General features: G+C 72.2%; 20 protein-coding genes and 1 tRNA gene. 8 read left to right on the top strand and 13 right to left on the bottom strand.

Annotated features, from left to right (window positions below):
• Positions 1 to 166 precede the first annotated feature (166 nt).
• Complete coding sequence (locus tag AB0399_RS37110) at positions 167 to 916, bottom strand: GntR family transcriptional regulator (RefSeq protein WP_329369128.1); 750 nt, start codon at positions 914 to 916, stop codon at positions 167 to 169.
• Between the two features lie 161 nt (positions 917 to 1,077).
• Between AB0399_RS37110 and AB0399_RS37105 the strand changes: the two genes are divergently transcribed.
• Positions 1,078 to 2,157 (top strand): Gfo/Idh/MocA family oxidoreductase, encoded by a 1,080-nt coding sequence (locus AB0399_RS37105; RefSeq protein ID WP_329369126.1) that lies wholly within the window; start codon positions 1,078 to 1,080, stop codon positions 2,155 to 2,157.
• 37 nt (positions 2,158 to 2,194) lie between these two features.
• Here AB0399_RS37105 and AB0399_RS37100 read toward each other — a convergent pair whose 3' ends face one another.
• Together AB0399_RS37100 and AB0399_RS37095 are read right to left on the bottom strand one after the other, a co-directional pair.
• On the bottom strand, positions 2,195 to 3,049 hold the full coding sequence (locus tag AB0399_RS37100; protein WP_366414289.1) for a fumarylacetoacetate hydrolase family protein: 855 nt from the start codon (positions 3,047 to 3,049) through the stop codon (positions 2,195 to 2,197).
• A 304-nt stretch (positions 3,050 to 3,353) separates the two neighbouring features.
• Positions 3,354 to 4,754 (bottom strand): DUF445 domain-containing protein, encoded by a 1,401-nt coding sequence (locus AB0399_RS37095; protein WP_366414288.1) that lies wholly within the window; start codon positions 4,752 to 4,754, stop codon positions 3,354 to 3,356.
• 133 nt (positions 4,755 to 4,887) lie between these two features.
• Between AB0399_RS37095 and AB0399_RS37090 the strand changes: the two genes are divergently transcribed.
• A complete protein-coding gene (locus tag AB0399_RS37090; RefSeq protein WP_366414287.1) occupies positions 4,888 to 6,018 on the top strand; it encodes an aminotransferase class V-fold PLP-dependent enzyme in 1,131 nt (376 codons plus the stop codon).
• A gap of 111 nt (positions 6,019 to 6,129) precedes the next feature.
• Here the strand turns inward: AB0399_RS37090 and AB0399_RS37085 are convergent, their stop codons facing one another.
• From AB0399_RS37085 to AB0399_RS37075, 3 genes are all read right to left on the bottom strand, one after another.
• A complete protein-coding gene (locus AB0399_RS37085; protein ID WP_366414286.1) occupies positions 6,130 to 7,224 on the bottom strand; it encodes an ATP-binding cassette domain-containing protein in 1,095 nt (364 codons plus the stop codon).
• 10 nt (positions 7,225 to 7,234) lie between these two features.
• Positions 7,235 to 7,999: an ABC transporter permease gene (locus AB0399_RS37080; RefSeq protein WP_329374271.1), complete on the bottom strand. Its 765-nt coding sequence runs from the start codon at positions 7,997 to 7,999 to the stop codon at positions 7,235 to 7,237.
• Between the two features lie 196 nt (positions 8,000 to 8,195).
• Positions 8,196 to 8,999, bottom strand: a complete 804-nt coding sequence (locus AB0399_RS37075; protein ID WP_366414285.1) for an ABC-2 family transporter protein — start codon at positions 8,997 to 8,999, stop codon at positions 8,196 to 8,198.
• A gap of 284 nt (positions 9,000 to 9,283) precedes the next feature.
• Between AB0399_RS37075 and AB0399_RS37070 the strand changes: the two genes are divergently transcribed.
• On the top strand, positions 9,284 to 11,674 hold the full coding sequence (locus AB0399_RS37070) for a transglycosylase domain-containing protein (protein ID WP_366414284.1): 2,391 nt from the start codon (positions 9,284 to 9,286) through the stop codon (positions 11,672 to 11,674).
• A gap of 87 nt (positions 11,675 to 11,761) precedes the next feature.
• Here AB0399_RS37070 and AB0399_RS37065 read toward each other — a convergent pair whose 3' ends face one another.
• Both AB0399_RS37065 and AB0399_RS37060 read right to left on the bottom strand, forming a co-directional pair.
• Positions 11,762 to 12,061, bottom strand: a complete 300-nt coding sequence (locus tag AB0399_RS37065; RefSeq protein ID WP_328474117.1) for a co-chaperone GroES — start codon at positions 12,059 to 12,061, stop codon at positions 11,762 to 11,764.
• Between the two features lie 49 nt (positions 12,062 to 12,110).
• The gene (locus tag AB0399_RS37060) at positions 12,111 to 12,437 is read right to left on the bottom strand and encodes a DUF3618 domain-containing protein (RefSeq protein ID WP_329369115.1); all 327 of its coding nucleotides are present in this window, start codon (positions 12,435 to 12,437) and stop codon (positions 12,111 to 12,113) included.
• 99 nt (positions 12,438 to 12,536) lie between these two features.
• On the opposite strand from AB0399_RS37060, the gene bcp reads away from it, so the two are divergent.
• The 4 genes from bcp (at position 12,537) to AB0399_RS37040 (ending at position 14,398) form a co-directional block, all read left to right on the top strand.
• The gene (bcp, locus tag AB0399_RS37055) at positions 12,537 to 13,004 is read left to right on the top strand and encodes a thioredoxin-dependent thiol peroxidase (protein ID WP_366414283.1); all 468 of its coding nucleotides are present in this window, start codon (positions 12,537 to 12,539) and stop codon (positions 13,002 to 13,004) included.
• 89 nt (positions 13,005 to 13,093) lie between these two features.
• On the top strand, positions 13,094 to 13,744 hold the full coding sequence (locus tag AB0399_RS37050) for an HNH endonuclease signature motif containing protein (RefSeq protein WP_366414282.1): 651 nt from the start codon (positions 13,094 to 13,096) through the stop codon (positions 13,742 to 13,744).
• Positions 13,741 to 14,250, top strand: coding sequence for an HNH endonuclease (locus tag AB0399_RS37045; RefSeq protein WP_366414281.1), 510 nt, complete (start codon positions 13,741 to 13,743; stop codon positions 14,248 to 14,250). Before AB0399_RS37050 ends, AB0399_RS37045 begins: the two co-directional genes overlap by 4 nt.
• Before the next feature lie 64 nt (positions 14,251 to 14,314).
• Positions 14,315 to 14,398: transfer RNA gene (locus tag AB0399_RS37040), tRNA-Leu, on the top strand.
• 56 nt (positions 14,399 to 14,454) lie between these two features.
• Here the strand turns inward: AB0399_RS37040 and rdgB are convergent.
• From rdgB to AB0399_RS37020, 4 genes are all read right to left on the bottom strand, one after another.
• Complete coding sequence (gene rdgB / locus AB0399_RS37035) at positions 14,455 to 15,060, bottom strand: RdgB/HAM1 family non-canonical purine NTP pyrophosphatase (RefSeq protein WP_329369110.1); 606 nt, start codon at positions 15,058 to 15,060, stop codon at positions 14,455 to 14,457.
• Positions 15,061 to 15,067: 7 nt separating this feature from the next.
• Positions 15,068 to 15,649 carry a hypothetical protein gene (locus AB0399_RS37030; RefSeq protein ID WP_366414280.1) on the bottom strand — a complete coding sequence of 194 codons (582 nt, stop codon included), beginning with the start codon at positions 15,647 to 15,649 and terminating at the stop codon, positions 15,068 to 15,070.
• Positions 15,650 to 15,836: 187 nt separating this feature from the next.
• A complete protein-coding gene (rph, locus tag AB0399_RS37025) occupies positions 15,837 to 16,571 on the bottom strand; it encodes a ribonuclease PH (RefSeq protein ID WP_366414279.1) in 735 nt (244 codons plus the stop codon).
• Positions 16,572 to 16,616: 45 nt separating this feature from the next.
• On the bottom strand, positions 16,617 to 16,850 hold the full coding sequence (locus AB0399_RS37020; protein WP_328464523.1) for a PTS glucose/sucrose transporter subunit IIB: 234 nt from the start codon (positions 16,848 to 16,850) through the stop codon (positions 16,617 to 16,619).
• 606 nt (positions 16,851 to 17,456) lie between these two features.
• Between AB0399_RS37020 and AB0399_RS37015 the strand changes: the two genes are divergently transcribed.
• Positions 17,457 to 18,731, top strand: a complete 1,275-nt coding sequence (locus tag AB0399_RS37015; RefSeq protein ID WP_329369106.1) for a PTS transporter subunit EIIC — start codon at positions 17,457 to 17,459, stop codon at positions 18,729 to 18,731.
• An 8-nt stretch (positions 18,732 to 18,739) separates the two neighbouring features.
• On the opposite strand, the gene AB0399_RS37010 is transcribed toward AB0399_RS37015, so the two are convergent.
• Entirely contained in the window at positions 18,740 to 19,492 is a 753-nt protein-coding gene (locus tag AB0399_RS37010) for an MBL fold metallo-hydrolase (protein ID WP_328464527.1), read from the bottom strand.
• Positions 19,493 to 20,006 lie beyond the last annotated feature (514 nt).

Genomic DNA, 20,006 nt, shown 5'->3' with positions numbered 1-20,006 from the left:
CACACTCGGCGACGACCTCGTCGATCAACTCGGGCGGGAAAGCCCGCGTGAGCACCCCCAACGCGATCCGATCCGAGAACCGCTCAACCCCCGACCACTTCACCTGTCCAGGCCTTGGCACACACCAACCAACGACCAGACACCACCAAAGTCACCGGTATTGCTCCTAGTCCAGGTGGACGGTGAAGCTGAACCGATCCCCCCGATACAGGGACCGCACCCGCTCCAGGGGCACCCCGGACGCGTCCTTGCTCGACCGGTGCAGCAGCAGCATCGGCAAAGCCGGCGGCGTGCCGATGAGCAACGCCTCCCGCGGCGTCGCCAGCACCGTCTCGATCCGCTCGTCCACCACCGTCGGCGCCAGCCCCATCCGCTCGCTCAGGAACGCGTAGAAGGAGGTGTCGGGCGCGAAGTCCCGTGCGAGATGGGGAAGTCGCGCGACGGACAGGTACGTGCTCTCCAGTCCGACCCGCTCCTCGTCCGCGAGCAGCACCCGCTCCATGTGCCAGACCGGGTCCCCCGTCCCGATCCGCAGCTCGGCGGCGAGCGTGGGGTCGGCCTCCAGCTGTTCCAGGCCGATCAGATTGCGCCCGGGGACGCGGCCCTGCCGCCGTACGCCCTCGGTGTAGCTCGCCGTGGACAGCGGCTGGACCAGCTTGGGCCCGGCCACCACGGTGCCGCGGCCCTTGCGGCGGACCCGGCCCTGGATGAGCAGTTCGCGCAGCGCCTGCCGTACGGTCTCCCGCGCCACCGCGAAGTCCGCCGCCAACTCCCGCTCGGTCGGCAGCAGCCCGCCTTCCCCGAGGTCGTCGAGCATGCCCTCCAGCCGGGTCTTCACCGCGAAGTACTTCGGCACCCGGCCGTGCTCCGGGATGCCCGCGCGGATCGGGGCCCGGGAATCAGCCGCATCACTCATCCCACGATCCTCCCAGATCCGTCGGCCACGCCCGGCCGGCCCCCGGGCCCGTCCCCGGCATACCGCCTGCGTACGGGCGTACGGGTGCCCACCCGGGCCGGGTGCCCGCCCCGCCGCGGCCGGCCGGAGGGCCGCGCCGGGGGTCGTGCGAGAGTGACGGCATGAGCACTCCCCCACCGCTGCGGGTCGGCCTGGTCGGATACGGTCCGGCCGGCTCGTTCTTCCACGCCCCGCTGATCGCCGCGACCCCCGGCCTCGTCCTGGACACGATCGTCACGAGCAGCCCGGAACGCCGGGCGCAGGCCGCCGCCGAACACCCGGGCGTACGCTTCGCCGACCGTGCCGAGGAGTTGTGGGCGCGGGCCGGGGAACTCGACCTGGTGGTGCTCGCCTCCCCCAACCGCACCCATGTGCCGCTGGCCACCGAGGCGTTGGAGGCCGGGCTGCCGGTGGTCGTGGACAAGCCGCTGGCCGCCACCGCCGCCGAGGCCCGTACCCTCGCCGCGCTCGCCGAGGCCCGCGGCCTGCTGCTCGGCGTCTTCCAGAACCGCCGCTGGGACGGCGACTTCCGCACGGTGCGCGATCTGATCGAGCGCGGCGCGCTCGGCGAGGTGCGCCGCTTCGAGTCCCGGTTCGAACGGTGGCGCCCCCAGCTCAAGGGCGGCTGGCGGGAGTCGGGCGACCCGGCGGACATCGGAGGTCTGCTCTACGATCTCGGCGCGCATCTCGTCGACCAGGCGCTCGCGCTCTTCGGCCCGGCCGCGCTGGTCTACGCCGAGGCCGCCGCGGTACGCCCGGGTGCGAGCGCCGACGACGACGCCTTCATCGCGCTCACCCACGCCTCCGGGGTGCGCTCCCACCTGTGGATGAGCGCCGTCACGCCGCTGCTCGGGCCGCGCTTCCGCGTGCTCGGCAGCACCGCGGGGTATGTCGTGCACGGGCTGGACCCGCAGGAGGCGGCCCTCCGCGCCGGCCGCCGCCCGGGCGACGGCACCCCGTGGGGCGAGGCACCGCCCGCCGACCGGGGCACCGCCGGCACCGAGGGCTCGGCCGGTTCGGACGGCACCACGGCCCCGGTGCCCACCCTCCCGGGCGACTACCCCGCGTACTACGCGGCCGTGGCGGCCGCGCTCCGCACCGGTGCGGCCGCCCCGGTGACGGCACACGACGCCGCCGCGGCCCTGGACGTCATCGAAGCGGCCCACCGCTCCGCGGCCACCGGGGAGACCGTACGGCTCTGACCCGCCGGGGTGGTCCCTTCCGGGCCACCCCGAGGGGTCAGGCGCCCTTGAACTCCTGGCGCTGGCGGCCGAGTCCGTCGATGCTGAGCTCGACCACGTCACCGGGCCTGAGGTACGGCTTGGGCTCGGGCTGCCCGAGCGCCACGCCCGCGGGGGTGCCGGTGTTGATCACGTCACCCGGGTACAGGGTCATGAACTGGCTGAGGTAGCGCACCACTTCGGCCACCGGGAAGATCTGGCTCGCGGTCGAGCCGTCCTGCTTCAACTCGCCGTTCACCCACAGCTTCAGCGGCAGCGCCTGCGGGTCCGGCACCTCGTCCGCGGTGACCAGCCAGGGGCCGAGCGGGTTGAACGTCTCGCAGTTCTTGCCCTTGTCCCACTGCCCGCCGCGCTCGATCTGGAAGGCCCGCTCGGACACATCGTGCGCCACCGCGTACCCGGCGACGGCCGCCATCGCCTCCTCGTGCGAGGCGGCGTACCGCAGTTCGCGCCCGATGACGACCGCCAACTCCACCTCCCAGTCGGTCTTCTCGCTGCCCCGCGGCACCAGCACGGTGTCGTCGGGGCCGACCACGGTGTCCGGTGCCTTCATGAACACCACGGGCTCGGCGGGCGGTTGGGCGCCGGTCTCCTCGGCGTGGTCGTGGTAGTTCAGCCCGATGCAGACGATCTTGCCGATGCGGGCCAGCGGCGGGCCGACCCGCTCCGCGGGGTCCAGCGCGGGCAGCGTGCCCTCGGCCTCCGCTGCGGCGATCCGCGCGAGCGCGGCCGGGTCCGCGAGCAGCGCCCCGTCGATCTCGGAGACGATCCCGCTGAGGTCCCGCGGGACGCCTTCGCGGTCCAGCAGGGCCGGGCGTTCCGCCCCGACGGGTCCGACACGCAACAGCTTCACAGGTGCACTCCATACGTGGTTCAGGGTCCGCCGACCCCCTGGGGGGCGCCTCCGGCGGGGGACGGGCCACCCTGCCCTCACCAGGTCATCGGATGTCTCCCCCGATCCTCCCTGCGAACCGCCCGACCCGTCAACGTCTCCCCGAAGCCGCCTTCGGCCGGCGCCGTTGAGGTCGGCCCTCTTTCCGCGGAAGGAGCCGCAGTCACTCAGGGGCGCGGGGAACTCCCCCGGAGGGGGTACCCCCAGCGAGACCCCCCGCCGACAGGTGGTCCCTGGACCGACAGCACCAGGCACCCCGGGGGGTTCAGCCACCCGCCACGCGGGAGATCGCGTAGATGAGCAGCCCGGCCATCGCGCCCACCACCGTCCCGTTGATCCGGATGAACTGGAGGTCACGCCCGACGTGGGCCTCGATCTTGCGGGAGGTCTGCTCCGCGTCCCACCCCGCGACGGTCTCACTGATGAGCGAGGTGATCTCGTCGCGATAGGTCGTCACGAGATAGGTCGCCGCGTCCTCCAGCCACCCGTCGACCTTGGCCTGGAGCCGCGCGTCGCTGCTCAACCGCGCACCGAGCGCCAGCAGGGACGTCCGCGCGCGCCGCCGCAACTCGCTGTGCTCGTCGTCCGCCGCGGCCACCACCATCGCCCGCACCGCGCCCCACGCACTGGCGATGAGGTCCTGCACCTCGCTGCGCGCCAGCAGATCCCTCTTCAGCCGCTCCACCCGCGCCCGGGTGTCCGGGTCGGACTGCAACTCGCCCGCGAAATCCCCGAGGAACCGGTCCACCGCACCACGCGCCGGGTGCCCCGGCGAGTCCCGCATCTCGGTGACGAACCTCAGCAACTCCTTGTAGACGCGCTCGCCGATCCTGCGGTCCACGAACCGCGGCGTCCAGCCGGGCGCCCCGCCCTGCACCGCCACCATCACGGAGTCGCCGTGCTCCACCAGCCAGTCGTGGGCGCGTACGCACACCAGGTCCACCAGCCGCTTGTGGCCGCCGTCGGCGACCACCCGCTCCAGCAGCTTGCCGAGCCCCGGCCCGATCTCGTGGGCCTCGGCCCGCCGGGTGATCGCCTCACCGACGACCGCCTGCACGTCGGAGTCGCGCAGCACCCGCAGGGCGCCGCGCAGCGCGGCCGCCGCCTGATCGGTCACCTTGTCCGCGTTGGCCGGCTCGGACAGCCACCCGCCCAGCCGCGACCCGATGCCGACCGCGCGCAGCCGGGTCCGTACGACGTCGGAGGAGAGGAAGTTCTCGCCCACGAAGTCGCCGAGGCTCGCACCCAGCGCGTCCTTCTTCGTCGGGATGATCGCGGTGTGCGGGATCGGCAGGCCCAGCGGGCGGCGGAAGAGCGCGGTGACCGCGAACCAGTCGGCGAGCGCACCCACCATGCCCGCCTCGGCCGCCGCCGCCACGTAACCGGCCCAGCCGCCCGCGCCCTGTGATCCGGCCCACTTCGCCAGGCCGTACACCACGGTCGCGACCAGCAGGAAGCCGGTCGCGATCAGCTTCATCCGGCGTACGCCGGCCCGCCGCGCCTCGTCCGGGTCGGCACCCGGCGCACCCGGACCACCCGTAGCGCCCGGACCACCCGGCCCGGGCCCGGGCCCCGTATCCGCGCGCGACCGCGCCGCCGCGCCCGCGCCCTCCGCGTCGCCCGCGTCGTCCGCGCTGCCCGCGCCGTCCACTCGCCCCGTGTCCATCGGCTCCACCCGGGTATTCTCACCGCCACTGCCAGTCTGGGAACGTACGACAGGTTCCCGGCGCCTCCCGCGGGCCCCCGCGCCCGTGCGAAGACCCCCAGAACCGTTCCGCAGACCCCAGGAGAACACCCCGATGACACCGCAGCGCACCGGCGGAGGGCTGCCCGGATACGCCGAGCACTTCGAGGAGCCCGCGGGCTATCTCGACTTCGCACGCTACGGCCCCCCGTCCCGCCAGGTGCTCGCCGCCACCTCCGACGCGCTGAACCGGTCCGCCCGCGCCGACCGGCACACCGTGAACGACCTCATGCTGGCGGAGCAACGGGCCAGGGAAGCCGCCGCGCGGCTGGCCGGCACCGACCCGGCGCACACGGTCCTCCTGCCGAACGCCTCCACCGGCATGTTCCACGCCGCGTTCGGCCTGCCCGGCGGCGCCGTGCTGGTGCCCGCCGGCGACTTCCCGGCCAACCACTACCCCTGGCGCCGGTCGGCCGGGCTCGGCCGGGCCGTGCCGCACTGGCTGACCGCCGCCCCGGACGGGCGGGTCACCCCGGACGCGGTACGGGTCGCGCTCTGCGACGACGTGGTCGCGCTGTCGGTCAGCGCGGTGGACTTCCGTACCGGATACCGCGCCGACCTCGCCGCCCTGCGCGAGGTGATCGGCCCCGACCGGCTGCTGATCGTGGACGCCATCCAGGGGTTCGGCGTCGCCGACCTGCCCTGGCAGGCAGCCGACGTCGTGGTCACCGGCGGGCAGAAGTGGCTGCGCGCGAGCTGGTCCACCGGGTTCGCGACCCTCTCCGACCGCGCCCTGGAACGCCTAGAACCCACCCTCACCGGGTGGACCGGCGTCCAGGACGCCGCCCTCTTCGACGACCGCGGGCACCCGCCCGCCGACGGCGCCCAGCGCTGGAGCGTCACCAACCTCAGCCCGGTCGCCGCCGCGGGCCTCGAAGCCGCCCTGAACCTCGTGGAGAAGGTCGGCGTGCCCGCGATCGAGGCCCACGTCTCCGCGCGGCTCGACGAACTGATCGAGGTGGTACACCGCTGCGGCGGCCACCTGCTCTCCCCCGAAGCGCCCGCCGAACGCGGCGGCATCCTCTCCTTCCGCATGCCCCGCACCCCCGCCGCCGACGTCGCCGCCGCCCTCCACGCCCACGGGGTCACGCCCACCGTCCGCCCCGACTCCGTCCGGCTGTCGGCCCACGGTTCCACCACCCCCGCGGCCGCCGACCACGTCCACGCGGCGCTGACGACCCTCTAGGGTGGCGCGTTCCGTCGGGACGGAGGGTCACCTGCCAAGGGGCGCGAGGACGTGCGCGCACCCCCCACCGGCGGGTGTCCCTCACCCGACAGCACCTGGCACCCCGGGGGGTCAGGCGCGCCCGTACATCCGCGCGATGACGTCCTCGATGTCCGGCTCGCGGATGGACAGGTCCACCAGGGGATGCCGAGTCGCCAGCTCGGCGACGAGCGGCGCCGCGCTCGCCCCCGCGGGAAACGCGAAGGACTGCCTCGGCCCGTCGGCGGACACCAGCCGCGCCCCCGCCAACTCCACCGGAGGAAGCTCGCGGGCGAAGTCCGCGACCAGCGTCCGCTCGCTCTCCCCCACCGCGTGCAGCCCCCCGAGCCCGCCGTCGTACATCACCTTGCCGTGGTCGATCACCATCACCCGGCGGCACAGGCTCTCGATGTCCGTGAGGTCGTGCGTGGTGAGCAGGATCGTGGTGCCGCGCTCGGCGTTGAAGTCGCGCAGGAAGTCCCGCACCCGGCTCTTGCTGACCACGTCGAGACCGATGGTCGGCTCGTCGAGGTAGAGCACCTCGGGGTCGTGCAGCAGCGCCGCCGCGATGTCCCCGCGCATCCGCTGCCCGAGCGAGAGCTGCCGTACCGGCACGTCCAGCAGCGGCCCGAGGTCGAGGAGTTCCACGCAGGCACCCAGGTTGCGGGCGTAGGCGGCGGCCGGAATCCGGTACATCCGCCGGACCAGCTCGTAGGAGTCGCGCAGCGGCAGGTCCCACCACAGCGTGGTGCGCTGCCCGAAGACCACGCCGATCCGCCGGGCCAGCCGGGTCCGGTCCCGGGCCGGGTCGATCCCGTCGACCCGGACCCGCCCCGCGCTGGGGTTGAGGATGCCGGTGAGCATCTTGATCGTGGTGGACTTGCCCGCGCCGTTCGGCCCGATGTAGCCGACGATCTCGCCGCGCGGCACGCTGAAGGTGATCCCGTCGACCGCCCGCACCTGGTGCCGCTCGCGCCGCAGCAGCCCGGCCTTGCGGCGTACGTCGAAGACCTTCTCCACCCCGTCCAGCTCGATGATCGGATCGGCGACAGCCGACCCCGCGCCGGGGCCGCCCACCGGTTCACCCCCGACGTGCGGTTCGCCCTCGACAGCCGGTTCGCCCGCGACGCGCGGGCCCTGCTCGACGGCCGGGCCCCGCTCGACCGGCCCCTCGGTGTCGCTCACCATGTCGGCTCCCTCAACTCCCTGTGCTGCGATACGTACGAAGGCCCACCCGCCAGGCCGTGGCCGCGAGCGCGCAGCAGACCACGGCGACAGCCGGGGAGGCGAAGTCCAGCCAGCCGGGCAGGCCGAGCGGATCGGGCTCGCCCAGCACGTACAGCGCGGGCAGCCAGTTGACGAAGGCGAGCGGCACCACGAAGGTGACGCCCCGCACCAGGTCCCGGGCGAAGATCCCCGGCGGGTACTGGAGCATCGTGTTGCCGCCGTAGGTCACGGAGTTCTGCACCTCCGAGGCGTCCTGCGCCCAGAACTGGAACGCCCCGCCGGCCACGTACACCGCGCTGAAGATCACCCCGCCCGACAGCAGCATCATCGGCACCATCAGCACGTTCACCACCGTCCAGTGCACGTCCACCCGCAGCAAAGCCCAGCCGAGGACCAGCACACCCTGGGTGAGCCGGCCGACCCGGCGCAGCGCGAAGCGGTCCGCGGCGACCTGCGCGATCACCGGGACCGGGCGCAGCAGCAGCGTGTCCAGGGTGCCGTCGCGCACCCGGCGGCCGAGCCGCTCCATGGAGCCCATCACCAGGTCGGCGATGCCGAAGGAGGTGCTGCACGCGCCGTAGAGGAACGCCACCTCCGGCAGCGAGAAGCCGCCGAGCCGGTGGATGTGCGAGAACATCATCACGATCGTGGCGAAGTCCAGCCCGGTCGCGACGAAGTTGCCGAGCGCGGTCAGGAAGAAGGACGTGCGGTACGCCATGGTGGAGCGCACCCACATCCCCACGATCAGGCCGTACGCGCGCACCGCCTCGCGGGCCTGCCACGCCGACCGCCGAAGGCCGTACCGCCCGGAGCCGTACGGCTCCCTGCCGTGGCCGAAACCGCGGTCGAGACCACGGCCGGGACCAGGGCTGGGACCACGGCTGGGAGCACGGCCGCCGCCGTACCCGCCGGGCTGCCGCGGCAGCTCCGTCTCAGCCACCCTGGACCACCACCCGGCGCGCCGCGGCCGTCTGCAGCAGCCGCCCGGCGCCGAGCAGCGCCACCGCCCAGCCGGCCTGCCCGCACAGCGCCAGCACCGCCCCGGTGCCCTGGTGCCGCCCCAGCAGCACGTCCGCGGGCACCTGGAGCATCGACGCCCACGGCAGCGCCCGCGCCAGCTCGCCCAGCGCACCCGGGAAGACCGTCAGCGGCAGCAGCATCCCCGAGAAGAACAGCCCGGTCAGCATCGTGGCCTGGCTCACCCCGCTGCCGTCCAGCAGCCAGAACGCGCTCAGCCCGACCAGGAAGCGCAGCGCGAAACTCACCAGCCCGCCCAGCCCCACCGACACCGCGAACAGCAGCCAGGTCACGGGCGTGGACGGCAGCGCCACGTCGAAGACGAGCGCGCCGCACAGGACCGGCAGCACCCCGCGCCCCAGCAGCTGGAACGCCATCCGCCCCAGGTCCTGCGCCAGCCACCACCCCTGCAGATCGGCCGGCCGGTACAGGTCCACCGCGATGTCCCCGGATCTGATCCGCTCCATCAACTCGTCCTCGCACCCGCCGCCCATCAGCGCCATCGGCGACAGCAGCGCCTGCCCCAGCCACACGTACGTCAGCGCCTGGCCCTCGCTGTAGCCGCCCAGATGCGGGCGCTGGTCCCACAGGGCCAGGTAGCTGTAGCTGATGATCAGCCCGAAGACGCAGTTGGTGAAGACACCGGCGACGGTGGCGACGCGGTACGTGGAGTAGCGGCGGAAGCCCCGCGTGACCACCGCCACGTAGAAACCGCCCATCGACTGTGAACCCCCTCACGTGGCCTGGCACACAAACCGCCGACCCTAGCGTTCGGCCGGCCAGCGCTGCCAACGGTTTTCCTGGGCCGAACGGGTGGGCGAGCTGCGCCGGACGGCCCGTCACAGCCCTGTCACGGATACCCGATGCCGGTCGGCACCGGGCGGATGATGCGACAGTGTGGGAGTCGGAGGACTACGTGGGTGTACGGGCGCGTACGTAACGGTTGGTCCATGATGTACCGCCGCAGGCCAACCCTGACGGCGGCCGAGGAGTCCTTACAGACATGAGTGACGATCCGAACCCGAGTACGGACCGGAGCAGCGACGGCCACGGAAACGGTTCGCCGTCGGGACCGCAGGGACTGCGACAGGAAGGGTGGGCACCCCGCCAGTCCTCGTCCGGCCGCCCGCGCCGCACCGGCCTGCGCCGGCTGCTGCCGACCTGGCGGATGGTCCTGGGCGGGTCATTCGCCCTGCTGCTGCTCCTGGTCGGCGCGTTCTTCGTCGGCTACGCCCTGGTGTCCATCCCCGACGCGAACGCCGCCGCCATAGCGCAGAACAACGTCTACCTCTACTCCGACGGCAAGACCGAGATCTCCCGCGACGGCGCAGTCAACCGGCAGAGCATCCCGCTCGACCAGGTCGCCACGACCGCCCGCTACGCCACCCTCGCCGCGGAGGACCGCAACTTCTACCACGAGTCCGCGGTCAGCCCGAAGTCCATGGTGCGCGCCGCCTGGAACACCGCCACCGGCAAGGGCAAGCAGTCCGGCTCCACCATCACCCAGCAGTACGTCAAGAACTACTACCTCACCCAGAGCCAGACCGCCTCCCGCAAGGTGAAGGAGTTCTTCATCTCGATCAAGCTCGACCGCAACGAGACGAAGGACCAGATCCTCGAGGGCTACCTCAACACCAGCTACTACGGCCGCAACGCGTACGGCATCGAGGCCGCCTCCCAGGCGTACTTCAGCGAGAACGCCGCCGACCTCACCACCGGCCAGGCCGCCTACCTCGCCACGCTGCTCAACGCACCCAGCGAGTACGACCTGTCCGCGCACCCCGAGAACGCCCCCGCCGCCAAGGCCCGCTGGAACTACGTCCTGGACGGCATGGTCAAGGAGCACTGGCTCACCCCGACCCAGCGCGCCGCCGTCACCTTCCCGACGATCGGCAAACCCAAGCCCATCGCGAGCAAGGCCGGACAGCGCGGCTACATCATCGAGGCCGTCAACCAGTACCTCACCGACCACCACATCGTGGACGCCGACGCGCTCAGCCACGGCGGCTACCGCATCGTCACCACCATCCAGAAACCCAAGGAGGACGCCTTCGTCAAGGCGGCCCAGGACGACGTCTACGACAAGCTCGGCCACACCAAGCAGGACAAGTACGTCCGAGCCGGCGGCGTCTCCATCGACCCCTCCACCGGGAACGTCGTCGCGCTCTACGGCGGCATCGACTACACCAAGCAGTACGTCAGCAGCGCCACCAACCGGACCTACCAGCCCGGCTCCACGTTCAAACCGGTGATCTTCACCGCCGCGCTGCAGAACCAGTCCACCACCCAGGACGGCCGGACGATCACCCCCACCACCGTCTACAACGGCGACAGCGGCCGCCAGGTGCAGGGCCCGAACGGCCCGGTCGGCTACCACCCGAACAACGAGGACGGCGTCGACTACGGCAACATCACCGTCACCCGCGCGATGGACCAGTCGGTCAACGCCGTCTTCGCGCAGATGGCACAGGACGTCGGCACCAAGAAGGTCATCGACACCGCACACGACCTCGGCATCCCCGACGCCGTCGACATCCCGCAGACCCCGGCCATGGCATTGGGCGCCTTCGGCAGCAGCCAGGCCAACCCCAACAGCGCCAGCCCGCTGGACATGGCGCAGGCGTACGCGACCCTCGCCAACCACGGCGTGGAGATCCCGTACTCGATCGTGGCGAAGGTCACCAAGGACGGCAACGCCCTGAACCTGCCCGACCGCAAGCCGGTGCAGTCCGTGCCGCGCAGCGCCGCCGACACCACCACCGCGATGCTCAAGAGCGTGGTCGACAGCCCCACCGGCACCGCCTCGGCCGCCCGGAACTCCGGATGGCCGTCAGCCGCGAAGACCGGCACCGCCGAGAACGACAAGGCCGCCTGGTTCGCCGGATACACGCCCAAACTCGCCACCGTCGTCGCCCTGTTCGGGATGAACCCGACCAACGGCGCCCAGGAGGAGCTGACCGGCTCCATGAACACCGGCCGGATCAACGGCGGCGGCCCGCCCGGCGCCGTCTGGGCCGACTACACCGCCGCCGCCCTGAAGAACCAGCCGGTCACCGACTTCCACCTCGACCTCCAGAAGGGCAGCGAGACGGTCGCGCCGCAGAACGACCAGCCCACCACGCCGGACAGCGGCTCCACCACACCGCCCGCCACCGACACCCCGCCGCCGACCACCGGAACCACCCCGCCCGGCACACCGAGCACCCCGCCGACCACCGGAACCACGCCGCCCGGCACACCGAGCACCCCGCCGACCAGTTCCGTGCCCACCGGCCCGGTGCAGCCGCCCGGCGGCGGCCCCACCGACACGCTCGCCCCGCAGGACGGGGACGGCTCCCAGGACGGCTCGAACAGCCAGACCAGCCTGACCAGCCAGACCGGCAGACCCGCCTGACCGGCAGAGCGGCTGACCGGCCTGACCGGCACGCAAGGCAACGCCCCCGGCCGGCAGCGGCCGGGGGCGGACAGGGCGGGGGGGGTCCTACAGATACAGGCCGGTCGAGTCGTCGCCCTGGAGGCGTTCGGCGGCCACGGCGTGCAGGTCGCGCTCGCGCATCAGGACGTACGCCACGCCCTGCACCTCCACCTCCGCCCGGTCCTCCGGGTCGAACAGCACCCGGTCGCCGACCTCGACGCTCCGCACGTGCTGGCCGACCGCGACCACCTCGGCCCAGGCCAGCCGCTTCCCGACGGCCGCGGTCGCCGGGATCAGGATGCCGCCGCCACTGCGGCGCTCGCCCTCACCGCTGTCCTGCCGCACCAGAACGCGGTCGTGCAGCATGCGGATGGGCAGCTTGTCGTGTGCACTCTTCGAACTCACGCCGACGAACCTACCGGCGACGGCGCCACACGGTGAGACCGACCACCGCGGCCGCGACCGCCGCCCCGGCCACCGCGACCGGCACGATCCGCTCCATCCGCGGCGCGCCGTCCTCGTCGACGAACTGCGCCCGCGCCCGGCTGACCGCGCGGTTGGCCGCGACATAGGCCTGCCCGACCGTGTTGTCCAGCGCGGACACCGCCTTCGCCTTGGTGTCCCGCATGATCGTGACCGGGTGGACCCGGACCGCGATCTCGTCAAGCGTCACCGCGAGGTCCTGCCGCCTGCGGGCGATATCCGCCTCGATCTCAGCGGCCGTCCTGGCACCTTCCGACACCGCACTGCCTCCATCGCCTGATTAGGTAGCGTTCGGACAGTCTGTCAGTACGACGCGGCCCGCGCCTCGTCGGCACCCCCGTTTGCCCCAGGAGCCTTCATGTCCGACCGTCTCTCCCCCGGCGACACCGCCCCCGCGTTCACCCTGCCGGACGCCGACGGCAACCCGGTCTCGCTCGCCGACCACCTCGGCCGCAACGTGATCGTCTACTTCTACCCCGCCGCCCTCACCCCCGGCTGCACCAAGCAGGCGTGCGACTTCACCGACAACCTCGCGGTGTTCGCCGACGCCGGCTACGACGTCCTCGGCATCTCCCCCGACAAGCCGGAGAAGCTCGCGAAGTTCCGCGACAAGGAGTCCCTCAAGGTCACCCTGCTCGCCGACCCCGACCGCAGCGTCCTCACCGCGTACGGCGCCTTCGGCGAGAAGACCATGTACGGCAAGACCGTCACCGGCGTCATCCGCTCCACCCTCGTGGTCGACCCGGAGGGCAAGGTCGCGCACGCCTTCTACAACGTGAAGGCCACCGGCCACGTCGCCAAACTCCTCCGCGACCTGAAGGTCTGACCCCCACCACCCCCGCCACGTAACCCCCACCCACCGCCTTCGTTGACCCGTACGAGAGTACGAACACGCGCACGGTTGCGGAGGCGGCCATGGCAGCGAGAACGGCGAGCCCCTATACGAAGGAACGGCTCGCGGCGGCGTTGGAGCTGTCGCAGACGCTCTCCGAGGCGTTGCGGCGGCTCGGGGTGGACCCCGGCAGCCCGACCCGGAAGTACATCCGGGCGCTCATACGCCGCTACGGGATCGACACCTCGCACCTGCAACGGGAGGGCGCGCGTTGGACCAAGGACGTCCTGGAACCGGCCGTGGCCGCGTCGACGAACATGTGCGAGGTCCTGCGGCGGCTCGGCCTGGAGGTGGTCGGCGGCCATCACACGCACATCACTCGGCGGGTCAGGGCACTCGGGATCGACACGACGCACTTCGTGCGGCCCTCCCGCCGGGGTGAGCGGCGCGGGCCACGGACCCCGGAATCGCTCCTGGTGGTGCAGGACCCCGCACGCGCACGGCGGATACCCGGCGACCGGCTCAAGCGGGCCCTGCTGGAGCGGGGCGTCTCGGAGCGCTGCGCGCAGTGCGGGACAGGGCCGGTCTGGCGCGGCCGTCCCCTCCCGCTGGAGGTCGACCACATCGACGGGAACTGGCGGGACAACCGCATGCCCAACCTGCGGCTGCTCTGCCCCAACTGCCATGCGGCGACGGACTCCTACCGCGGACGAGCGAAGGGGCGCGTCTCGTGAGCAGCGTGGTCCGTCGCGGGGCAGCAGCCAGACCCACGGCCGAGCAATTGCGGGCAGCCGTCGCCGAGGCGGTCTCGATCGCGGGTGTGCTCCGCGCGCTCGGCCTGTCGGACGGCGGCCGGACCCGGGCGCTGCTGCGGCAGTGGGTGGCCGAGGACGAACTCGACACCTCGCACCTGCTCGGCCAGGCGCACCAGAGGGGCCGGCCCGGCCCGACCCCGCGCAGGGCCGCCAAGGACGTGCTGGTCAGGCACGACGGCCCCGCACGCACGAAGACCCATCTGCTGCGCAGGGCGCTGGTCGAGATCGGCGTTCCCGAGAGGTGTGCCGAGTGCGGGACACCGCCGGTGTGGCAGGGGCGGCCGATCACCCTTGAGGTCGACCACGTCAACGGCGACCGGACCGACGACAGGGCCGAGAACCTGCGGCTGCTCTGCCCGAACTGCCATGCGGTCACGCCCACCTGGTGCCGGGGCGGGCGGCCTCCGGGGCGGCCGGCCGGATAGGAGTGCCAGGGACGGAATATCGGGCCGACACGGCATGCGGCAGCCCGATATCATGGCACCGCTGGCGGCCGTTGCTGAATTGGCATAAGCGCGGCGCTTAGGACGCCGTGGGAGAAATCCCATGTGGGTTCGAGTCCCACCGGCCGCACGTGAGGTGAAGCCCACCCGGGAGTTCCGGGTGGGCTTCACTCATGGATGGCAGGCTCAGCCGAGGAGTTCGGTGAGCATCGGGACCAGCGCCCGGAACGCCTTGCCGCGATGGCTGATCGCGTTCTTCTCCGCCGCACTCAGCTCCGCACAGGTCCGCTCCTCGCCGTCGGGCTGGAGGATCGGGTCGTAGCCGAAGCCGCCGGCGCCCGCCGGGGCGTGCCGGAGGGTGCCGCGCAGCCGGCCCTCGGCGACGCGGGTGGTGCCGTCGGGCAGCGCGAGGGCGGCGGCGCAGGCGAAGTGGGCGGCGCGGTGCGGGTGTTCGATGTCGCCGAGCTGGGCGAGCAGCAGGTCGAGGTTGGCGAGGTCGTCTCCGTGCTTGCCGGCCCAGCGGGCGGAGAAGATGCCGGGCGAGCCGCCGAGCACGTCCACACACAGCCCCGAGTCGTCGGCGACCGCGGGCAGCCCGGTGGCCTCGGCGAGGGCGCGTGCCTTGAGCAGCGCGTTCTCGGCGAAGGTGACCCCGGTCTCCTTGACGTCGGGGATCTCCGGGTAGGCGTCGGCGCCGACCAGGTCGTTGTCGAGGCCGGCCTCGGTGAGGATGGCCCGGAGTTCGGTGACCTTGTGGGCGTTGCGGGTGGCGAGCACGAGACGGGTGGTCATGGACCGATTATCCCTGGGCGCAGACCGCGGTGAGGTGGCCGGCGGCGCTGCCGACGGGGCGCAGGTCGGGGTTGTGGCCGTCGGCGGCGCTGGTGCGGGCGCGGCGGACCGAGGCGGACAGGTCGGAGACGGCGTGGCTGACGTCGGGGTCGTGGCGGCGGTCGCCGATCCGGTCGAGGTCGGTCTGCACCTTGTCGAGGGCCTTGACGGTGGCCTTGCGGCGGCTGGGGTCGGAGACCTGGCCGATGTTGGTGGCGTTGCTCTGCAGGTCCTGGACGTCGCCGGCGACGGTGGCGGCGGTCTTGGCGCAGTCCAGTGCGCGGGTGACGCCGTGGCAGGCGGTGAGGGTCGCGGCGAGGAGCAGGGCGGCGAGCGGCAGGACGGCGGCGCGGGTGCGTAAGAAGCGGCCGGTTCGCCTGCCGTGGGCGGGTGCGGCGCCTGTACGGCGTTCGGCGCGGGTGGCGCGTAGGACCCGTATGGCGCGGGCGCGTACGGGGGCGGTGGCCCGTATGACGTGCGCGGGTACGAAGCGGGCGGTGCGTGGGGCGGTGCGAACGGCGGTGCGAACGGCGGTGCGGCGGCGGTTCATTGCGGTGATCCCTCCCCGGCTCCGCGCGCGGCGGCGTACCACGCGCATCTGTAGACACGCGGCGTGCGCAGGGAGGGTTGCCCCCGAACTGGGGTGCGGGCGCAGATAGGGGTGGGTGTGGGTAGGGGGTGCGGGGCGCGGAGAGGGGTGCTCTCCGCGCCCGGTGCGGGGCCGCCGGCCGGAGCCGTCAGTCGGCCACGGTGGCCAGGGCCGCCTGCTGGAGCTTGCTGAGGTCGGCGCAGCCGCCGGTGGCGAGTGCGAGCAGCGCGTCGAGTTCGGCCCGGTCGAAGGGCGCGCCCTCCGCGGTGCCCTGGACCTCCACGAAGCGGCCGTCCCCGGTGCAGACGACGTTCATGTCGGTCTCCGCCTTGACGTCTTCCTCGTAGGCGAGGTCGAGGACGGGGGCGCCGTCGACGATGCCGACGCTGACGGCGGCGACGGTGCCGGTGATCGGCTTGACCTTGAGCCGTACCAGGTGGTTGGCCTGCATCCAGGCGACCGCGTCGACGAGCGCGACGTAGGCGCCGGTGATCGCGGCGGTGCGGGTGCCGCCGTCGGCCTGGAGGACGTCGCAGTCGAGGACGATGGTGTTCTCGCCGAGCGCCTTGTAGTCGATGACGGCGCGCAGTGAGCGGCCGATCAGCCGGGAGATCTCGTGGGTGCGGCCGCCGATCTTGCCGCGGACGGACTCGCGGTCGCCGCGGGTGTTGGTGGCGCGCGGCAGCATGCTGTACTCGGCGGTGACCCAGCCCTCGCCGCTGCCCTTGCGCCAGCGCGGTACGCCTTGGGTGGCGCTGGCGGTGCAGAGCACTCGGGTGTCGCCGAAGGCGACCAGGACGGACCCTTCGGCGTGTTTGCTCCAGCCCCGCTCGATGGTGACGGGGCGGAGCTGGTCGGGGGTGCGGCCGTCGAATCGTGACATGCGGTTGAGCCTATCCGGGTGAGCGGCCGCCCCTGTCCCCCGCACTTACATCATGTCGTCGATCTCCCCGGCGATCGGGTCCGCGTCGGTGCCGATGACGACCTGGATCGCGTTGCCCATCTTGACCACGCCGTGTGCGCCGGCGGCCTTCAGCGCGGCTTCGTCGACGCGGGTGGGGTCGACCACTTCGGTGCGCAGGCGGGTGATGCAGCCCTCGACCTCTTCGATGTTGTCGATTCCGCCGAGCCCGGCGACGATCTTCTCTGCCTTGGTGGCCATCTGCTTCTCCTGTTGTCCTGGCCCGCCGGGCGCTTCCCGTGCCCACCGGGACCCGCCGGCGGGTCGGTATGTTTCCGTTATGTCACGTTAACCCACGGTTGGCCCCATTTCACGGGTGGCGAAGGCCCGCCGGGGGCGGCGCTTTCAGCCTCCGACGACCCCGTCCGCGGGGCGCCCTCCGCGGCGACGGAACGCGCCGGAGCACAACCAGTGGTTTAGACCACTGTACGCGACCGACCCGATCGGGCCGCCGCAAGGGAGCCGCGGGAGCGATCGGTCACGCCGCCGACTACGACCCGGCCACCCGGCCGCGCCCGTCGCCGATCGTCGGCGCCCGCTTCGCGCTGGTCTACTATGTTCTCGTCCGCTTTGCCGCTCCCCCTTTCGACCCGGAAACGCCCGGTCGGGAGCCCGAGGAGCCGGGCGGGCGGACAGCGCGCCGACGGCGACGGATGGACGACATCGGGCAGCGCCGGGCGGCGGCGGGCCGGCCGGGCCGATGTGGCGCAGCACATACGGAATCAAGGATTCCGCTCCCTCCGCCTCACGTGTTACAAAGGTCTACACCACTTAGTGGTATAGACCTGTCCCCACGGAGGATTTTCGATGAGTACGGCCACCGCTCCGGCCCCCGCGGCTCCCGCGGCCCCCGCGAAGAAGCGGGGTTCCGGCCTTTTCCAGGGCCTGCAGAAGGTCGGCCGCAGCCTCCAGCTCCCGATCGCGGTGCTGCCCGCCGCGGGCATCATGGTCCGGCTCGGCGCCGACGACGTCTTCGGCAAGGACGGCCTGGGCTGGGGCAAGGTCGCCACCGTCTTCAGCAACGCCGGCGGCGCGCTGACCGGGGCGCTGCCGCTGCTGTTCTGCATAGGCGTGGCGATCGGCTTCGCCAAGAAGTCGGACGGCTCCACGGCGCTCGCCGCGGTCGTCGGCTTCCTCGTCTACAGCAAGGTCCTCCAGGCGTTCCCGGTGCACGACGCGGTGATCAACACCACCGCCAACAAGGGCGTGGACGTGGCCGCGGTCTACAACGACCCCGGCGTGCTCGGCGGCATCATCATGGGGCTGCTCTCCGCGGTGATCTGGCAGCGGTACCACCGCACCAAGCTGGTGGACTGGCTCGGCTTCTTCAACGGCCGCCGGCTGGTGCCGATCCTGATGGCCTTCGTCGGCCTGCTCGTCGGCGTCTTCTTCGGCCTGGTCTGGGAGCCGATCGGCAACGGCATCACGCACTTCGGCGACTGGATGACCGGCCTCGGCGCGGGCGGCGCGGCGCTCTTCGGCGGCGTCAACCGCGCGCTGATCCCGGTCGGCATGCACCAGTTCGTGAACACCGTCGCCTGGTTCCAGCTCGGCGACTTCACCAAGCCCGACGGCACCGTCGTGCACGGCGACATCACCCGATTCCTGGCCGGCGACCACACCGCGGGCATGTTCCAGTCCGGCTTCTTCCCGATCATGATGTTCGGCCTGCCCGCCGCCGCGCTGGCCATGGCGCACACCGCGCGGCCCGAGCGCCGCAAGGCCGTGCTCGGCATGATGGTCTCGCTCGCCCTGACCTCGTTCGTCACCGGCGTCACCGAGCCGATCGAGTTCTCCTTCATGTTCATCGCGCCGATCCTGTACGCGGTGCACGTCGTGCTGACCGCCGCGTCGATGGCCGTCACCTGGGGCCTGGGCGTGCACGCCGGCTTCAACTTCTCGGCCGGCTTCATCGACTACGTGCTCAACTGGAACCACGCCACCAGACCATGGCTCATCATCCCGATCGGCCTGGTCTTCGCCGCGGTCTACTACACCGTCTTCCGGTTCGCGATCGTGAAGTTCGACCTCAAGACACCTGGGCGTGAACCCGTGGAGGAAGTCGAGGATCTGACGAAGTAGTCGCTCCGTCAGATCTCGTAGACCGCGCCCGCCTTCGCCAGTTCCACCGGACCGGCGAAGGCGGCCTGCGCGTCCCGGAGGTTCACCGACGGGTTGGTCCACGGCGGGATGTGGGTGAGCACCAGCCGGTCCACGCCCGCGCCCTCGGCGATCTGCCCCGCCTCGCGCCCGTTGAGGTGCAGGTCGGGGATGTCCTCCTTGCCGTGGGTGAAGGACGCCTCGCACAGGAACAGGTCCGCGCCCTCGGCCAGGCCGCGCAGCGCCTCGCACGGTCCGGTGTCACCGGAGTACGCCAGCGTCCGGCCGTCGGCCTCGATCCGGAAGCCGTACGCCTCCACCGGGTGGCTGACCGCGGCCGTGGTGACCTCGAACGGGCCGAGCCGGAACGCGCCGGGCCGCAGCGTGCGGAAGTCGAAGACCTCGCTCATGCACTTCTCGTCCGGCACGTCGCCGTAGGCGATGCTCAGCCGGCGCTCGGTGCCCGCCGGGCCGTAGACCGGGATCGCCGAGACCGGGCCGCCCTCGTGGCGGTAGTAACGGGCCACGAAGTAGCCGCACATGTCGATGCAGTGGTCCGCGTGCAGATGGCTCAGCAGCACCGCGTCCAGGTCGTACAGGCCGCAGTGGCGCTGGAGTTCGCCCAGCGCGCCGTTGCCCATGTCGATCAGCAGCCGGAAGCCGTCGGCTTCGAGCAGATAGCTCGAGCAGGCCGAGTCCGCGGACGGGAACGAGCCCGAGCAGCCGACGACGGTGAGGTTCATCGCGGGGTACACCTCCGAGGGCGCGGCGCATCGCCCCGATCCGGCTCCTAGGTGGCGGACTCCCGCCACGTTCTAGGAAGGGTAAAGCGGGCGGCTGCGCAGCGCGCTCTTACGGGCACCGGTTGTGGGCGGAATCACCAGTCCGGGTCACCCCGAACCCGGCTGCGAACGCGACCCGCCCCCGCGTACCCCCGCGGGGAGCGGGTCACCGTGCTAGGCCGTGTTTTGGAAGTCCCGCCTGCCCCGTGGCGCCTGGCACGCACGCTCGCTGCGTTGTCGGGCTTGTCCGAGTAGGCCCACTACGAGGACAACCCTCCGCCTTGCGATCTGGGGGCACCTCCCAGGCCGCAGACTGTGGGGGAGCACCAGACGCCACGGGCCCCGCCCTTTGGGCGGACGGCGCTACTTCCAAAACACGGCCTAGTGTTCTGAGTCGGGAGTTCTGTTCATAACGGTAGGCTGTGTCTGTGGTGCGGACGGGTCGGCCGAAGGCCGAGTTGGTGTTGTCGGATGA

It is taken from the genome of Streptomyces sp. NPDC088194 (assembly GCF_040702025.1).
In the GTDB taxonomy this organism is placed as follows: Bacteria; Actinomycetota; Actinomycetes; order Streptomycetales; family Streptomycetaceae; genus Actinacidiphila.
The sequence above is the reverse complement of the archived record's forward strand: the minus strand, read 5'-3'. Positions and strand labels throughout refer to the sequence as shown.

Coding starts and splice junctions, on each gene's coding strand:
- AB0399_RS37110 (WP_329369128.1), bottom strand. CDS start 916: ATGAGTGATGCGGCTGATTCCCGGGCCCCGATCCGCGCGGGCATCCCG.
- AB0399_RS37105 (WP_329369126.1), top strand. CDS start 1,078: ATGAGCACTCCCCCACCGCTGCGGGTCGGCCTGGTCGGATACGGTCCG.
- AB0399_RS37095 (WP_366414288.1), bottom strand. CDS start 4,754: ATGGACACGGGGCGAGTGGACGGCGCGGGCAGCGCGGACGACGCGGGC.
- AB0399_RS37090 (WP_366414287.1), top strand. CDS start 4,888: ATGACACCGCAGCGCACCGGCGGAGGGCTGCCCGGATACGCCGAGCAC.
- AB0399_RS37085 (WP_366414286.1), bottom strand. CDS start 7,224: ATGGTGAGCGACACCGAGGGGCCGGTCGAGCGGGGCCCGGCCGTCGAG.
- AB0399_RS37080 (WP_329374271.1), bottom strand. CDS start 7,999: ATGTGGGTGCGCTCCACCATGGCGTACCGCACGTCCTTCTTCCTGACC.
- AB0399_RS37075 (WP_366414285.1), bottom strand. CDS start 8,999: ATGGGCGGTTTCTACGTGGCGGTGGTCACGCGGGGCTTCCGCCGCTAC.
- AB0399_RS37070 (WP_366414284.1), top strand. CDS start 9,284: ATGAGTGACGATCCGAACCCGAGTACGGACCGGAGCAGCGACGGCCAC.
- AB0399_RS37065 (WP_328474117.1), bottom strand. CDS start 12,061: ATGCTGCACGACCGCGTTCTGGTGCGGCAGGACAGCGGTGAGGGCGAG.
- bcp (WP_366414283.1), top strand. CDS start 12,537: ATGTCCGACCGTCTCTCCCCCGGCGACACCGCCCCCGCGTTCACCCTG.
- AB0399_RS37050 (WP_366414282.1), top strand. CDS start 13,094: ATGGCAGCGAGAACGGCGAGCCCCTATACGAAGGAACGGCTCGCGGCG.
- rdgB (WP_329369110.1), bottom strand. CDS start 15,060: ATGACCACCCGTCTCGTGCTCGCCACCCGCAACGCCCACAAGGTCACC.
- AB0399_RS37030 (WP_366414280.1), bottom strand. CDS start 15,649: ATGAACCGCCGCCGCACCGCCGTTCGCACCGCCGTTCGCACCGCCCCA.
- rph (WP_366414279.1), bottom strand. CDS start 16,571: ATGTCACGATTCGACGGCCGCACCCCCGACCAGCTCCGCCCCGTCACC.
- AB0399_RS37020 (WP_328464523.1), bottom strand. CDS start 16,850: ATGGCCACCAAGGCAGAGAAGATCGTCGCCGGGCTCGGCGGAATCGAC.
- AB0399_RS37015 (WP_329369106.1), top strand. CDS start 17,457: ATGAGTACGGCCACCGCTCCGGCCCCCGCGGCTCCCGCGGCCCCCGCG.
- AB0399_RS37010 (WP_328464527.1), bottom strand. CDS start 19,492: ATGAACCTCACCGTCGTCGGCTGCTCGGGCTCGTTCCCGTCCGCGGAC.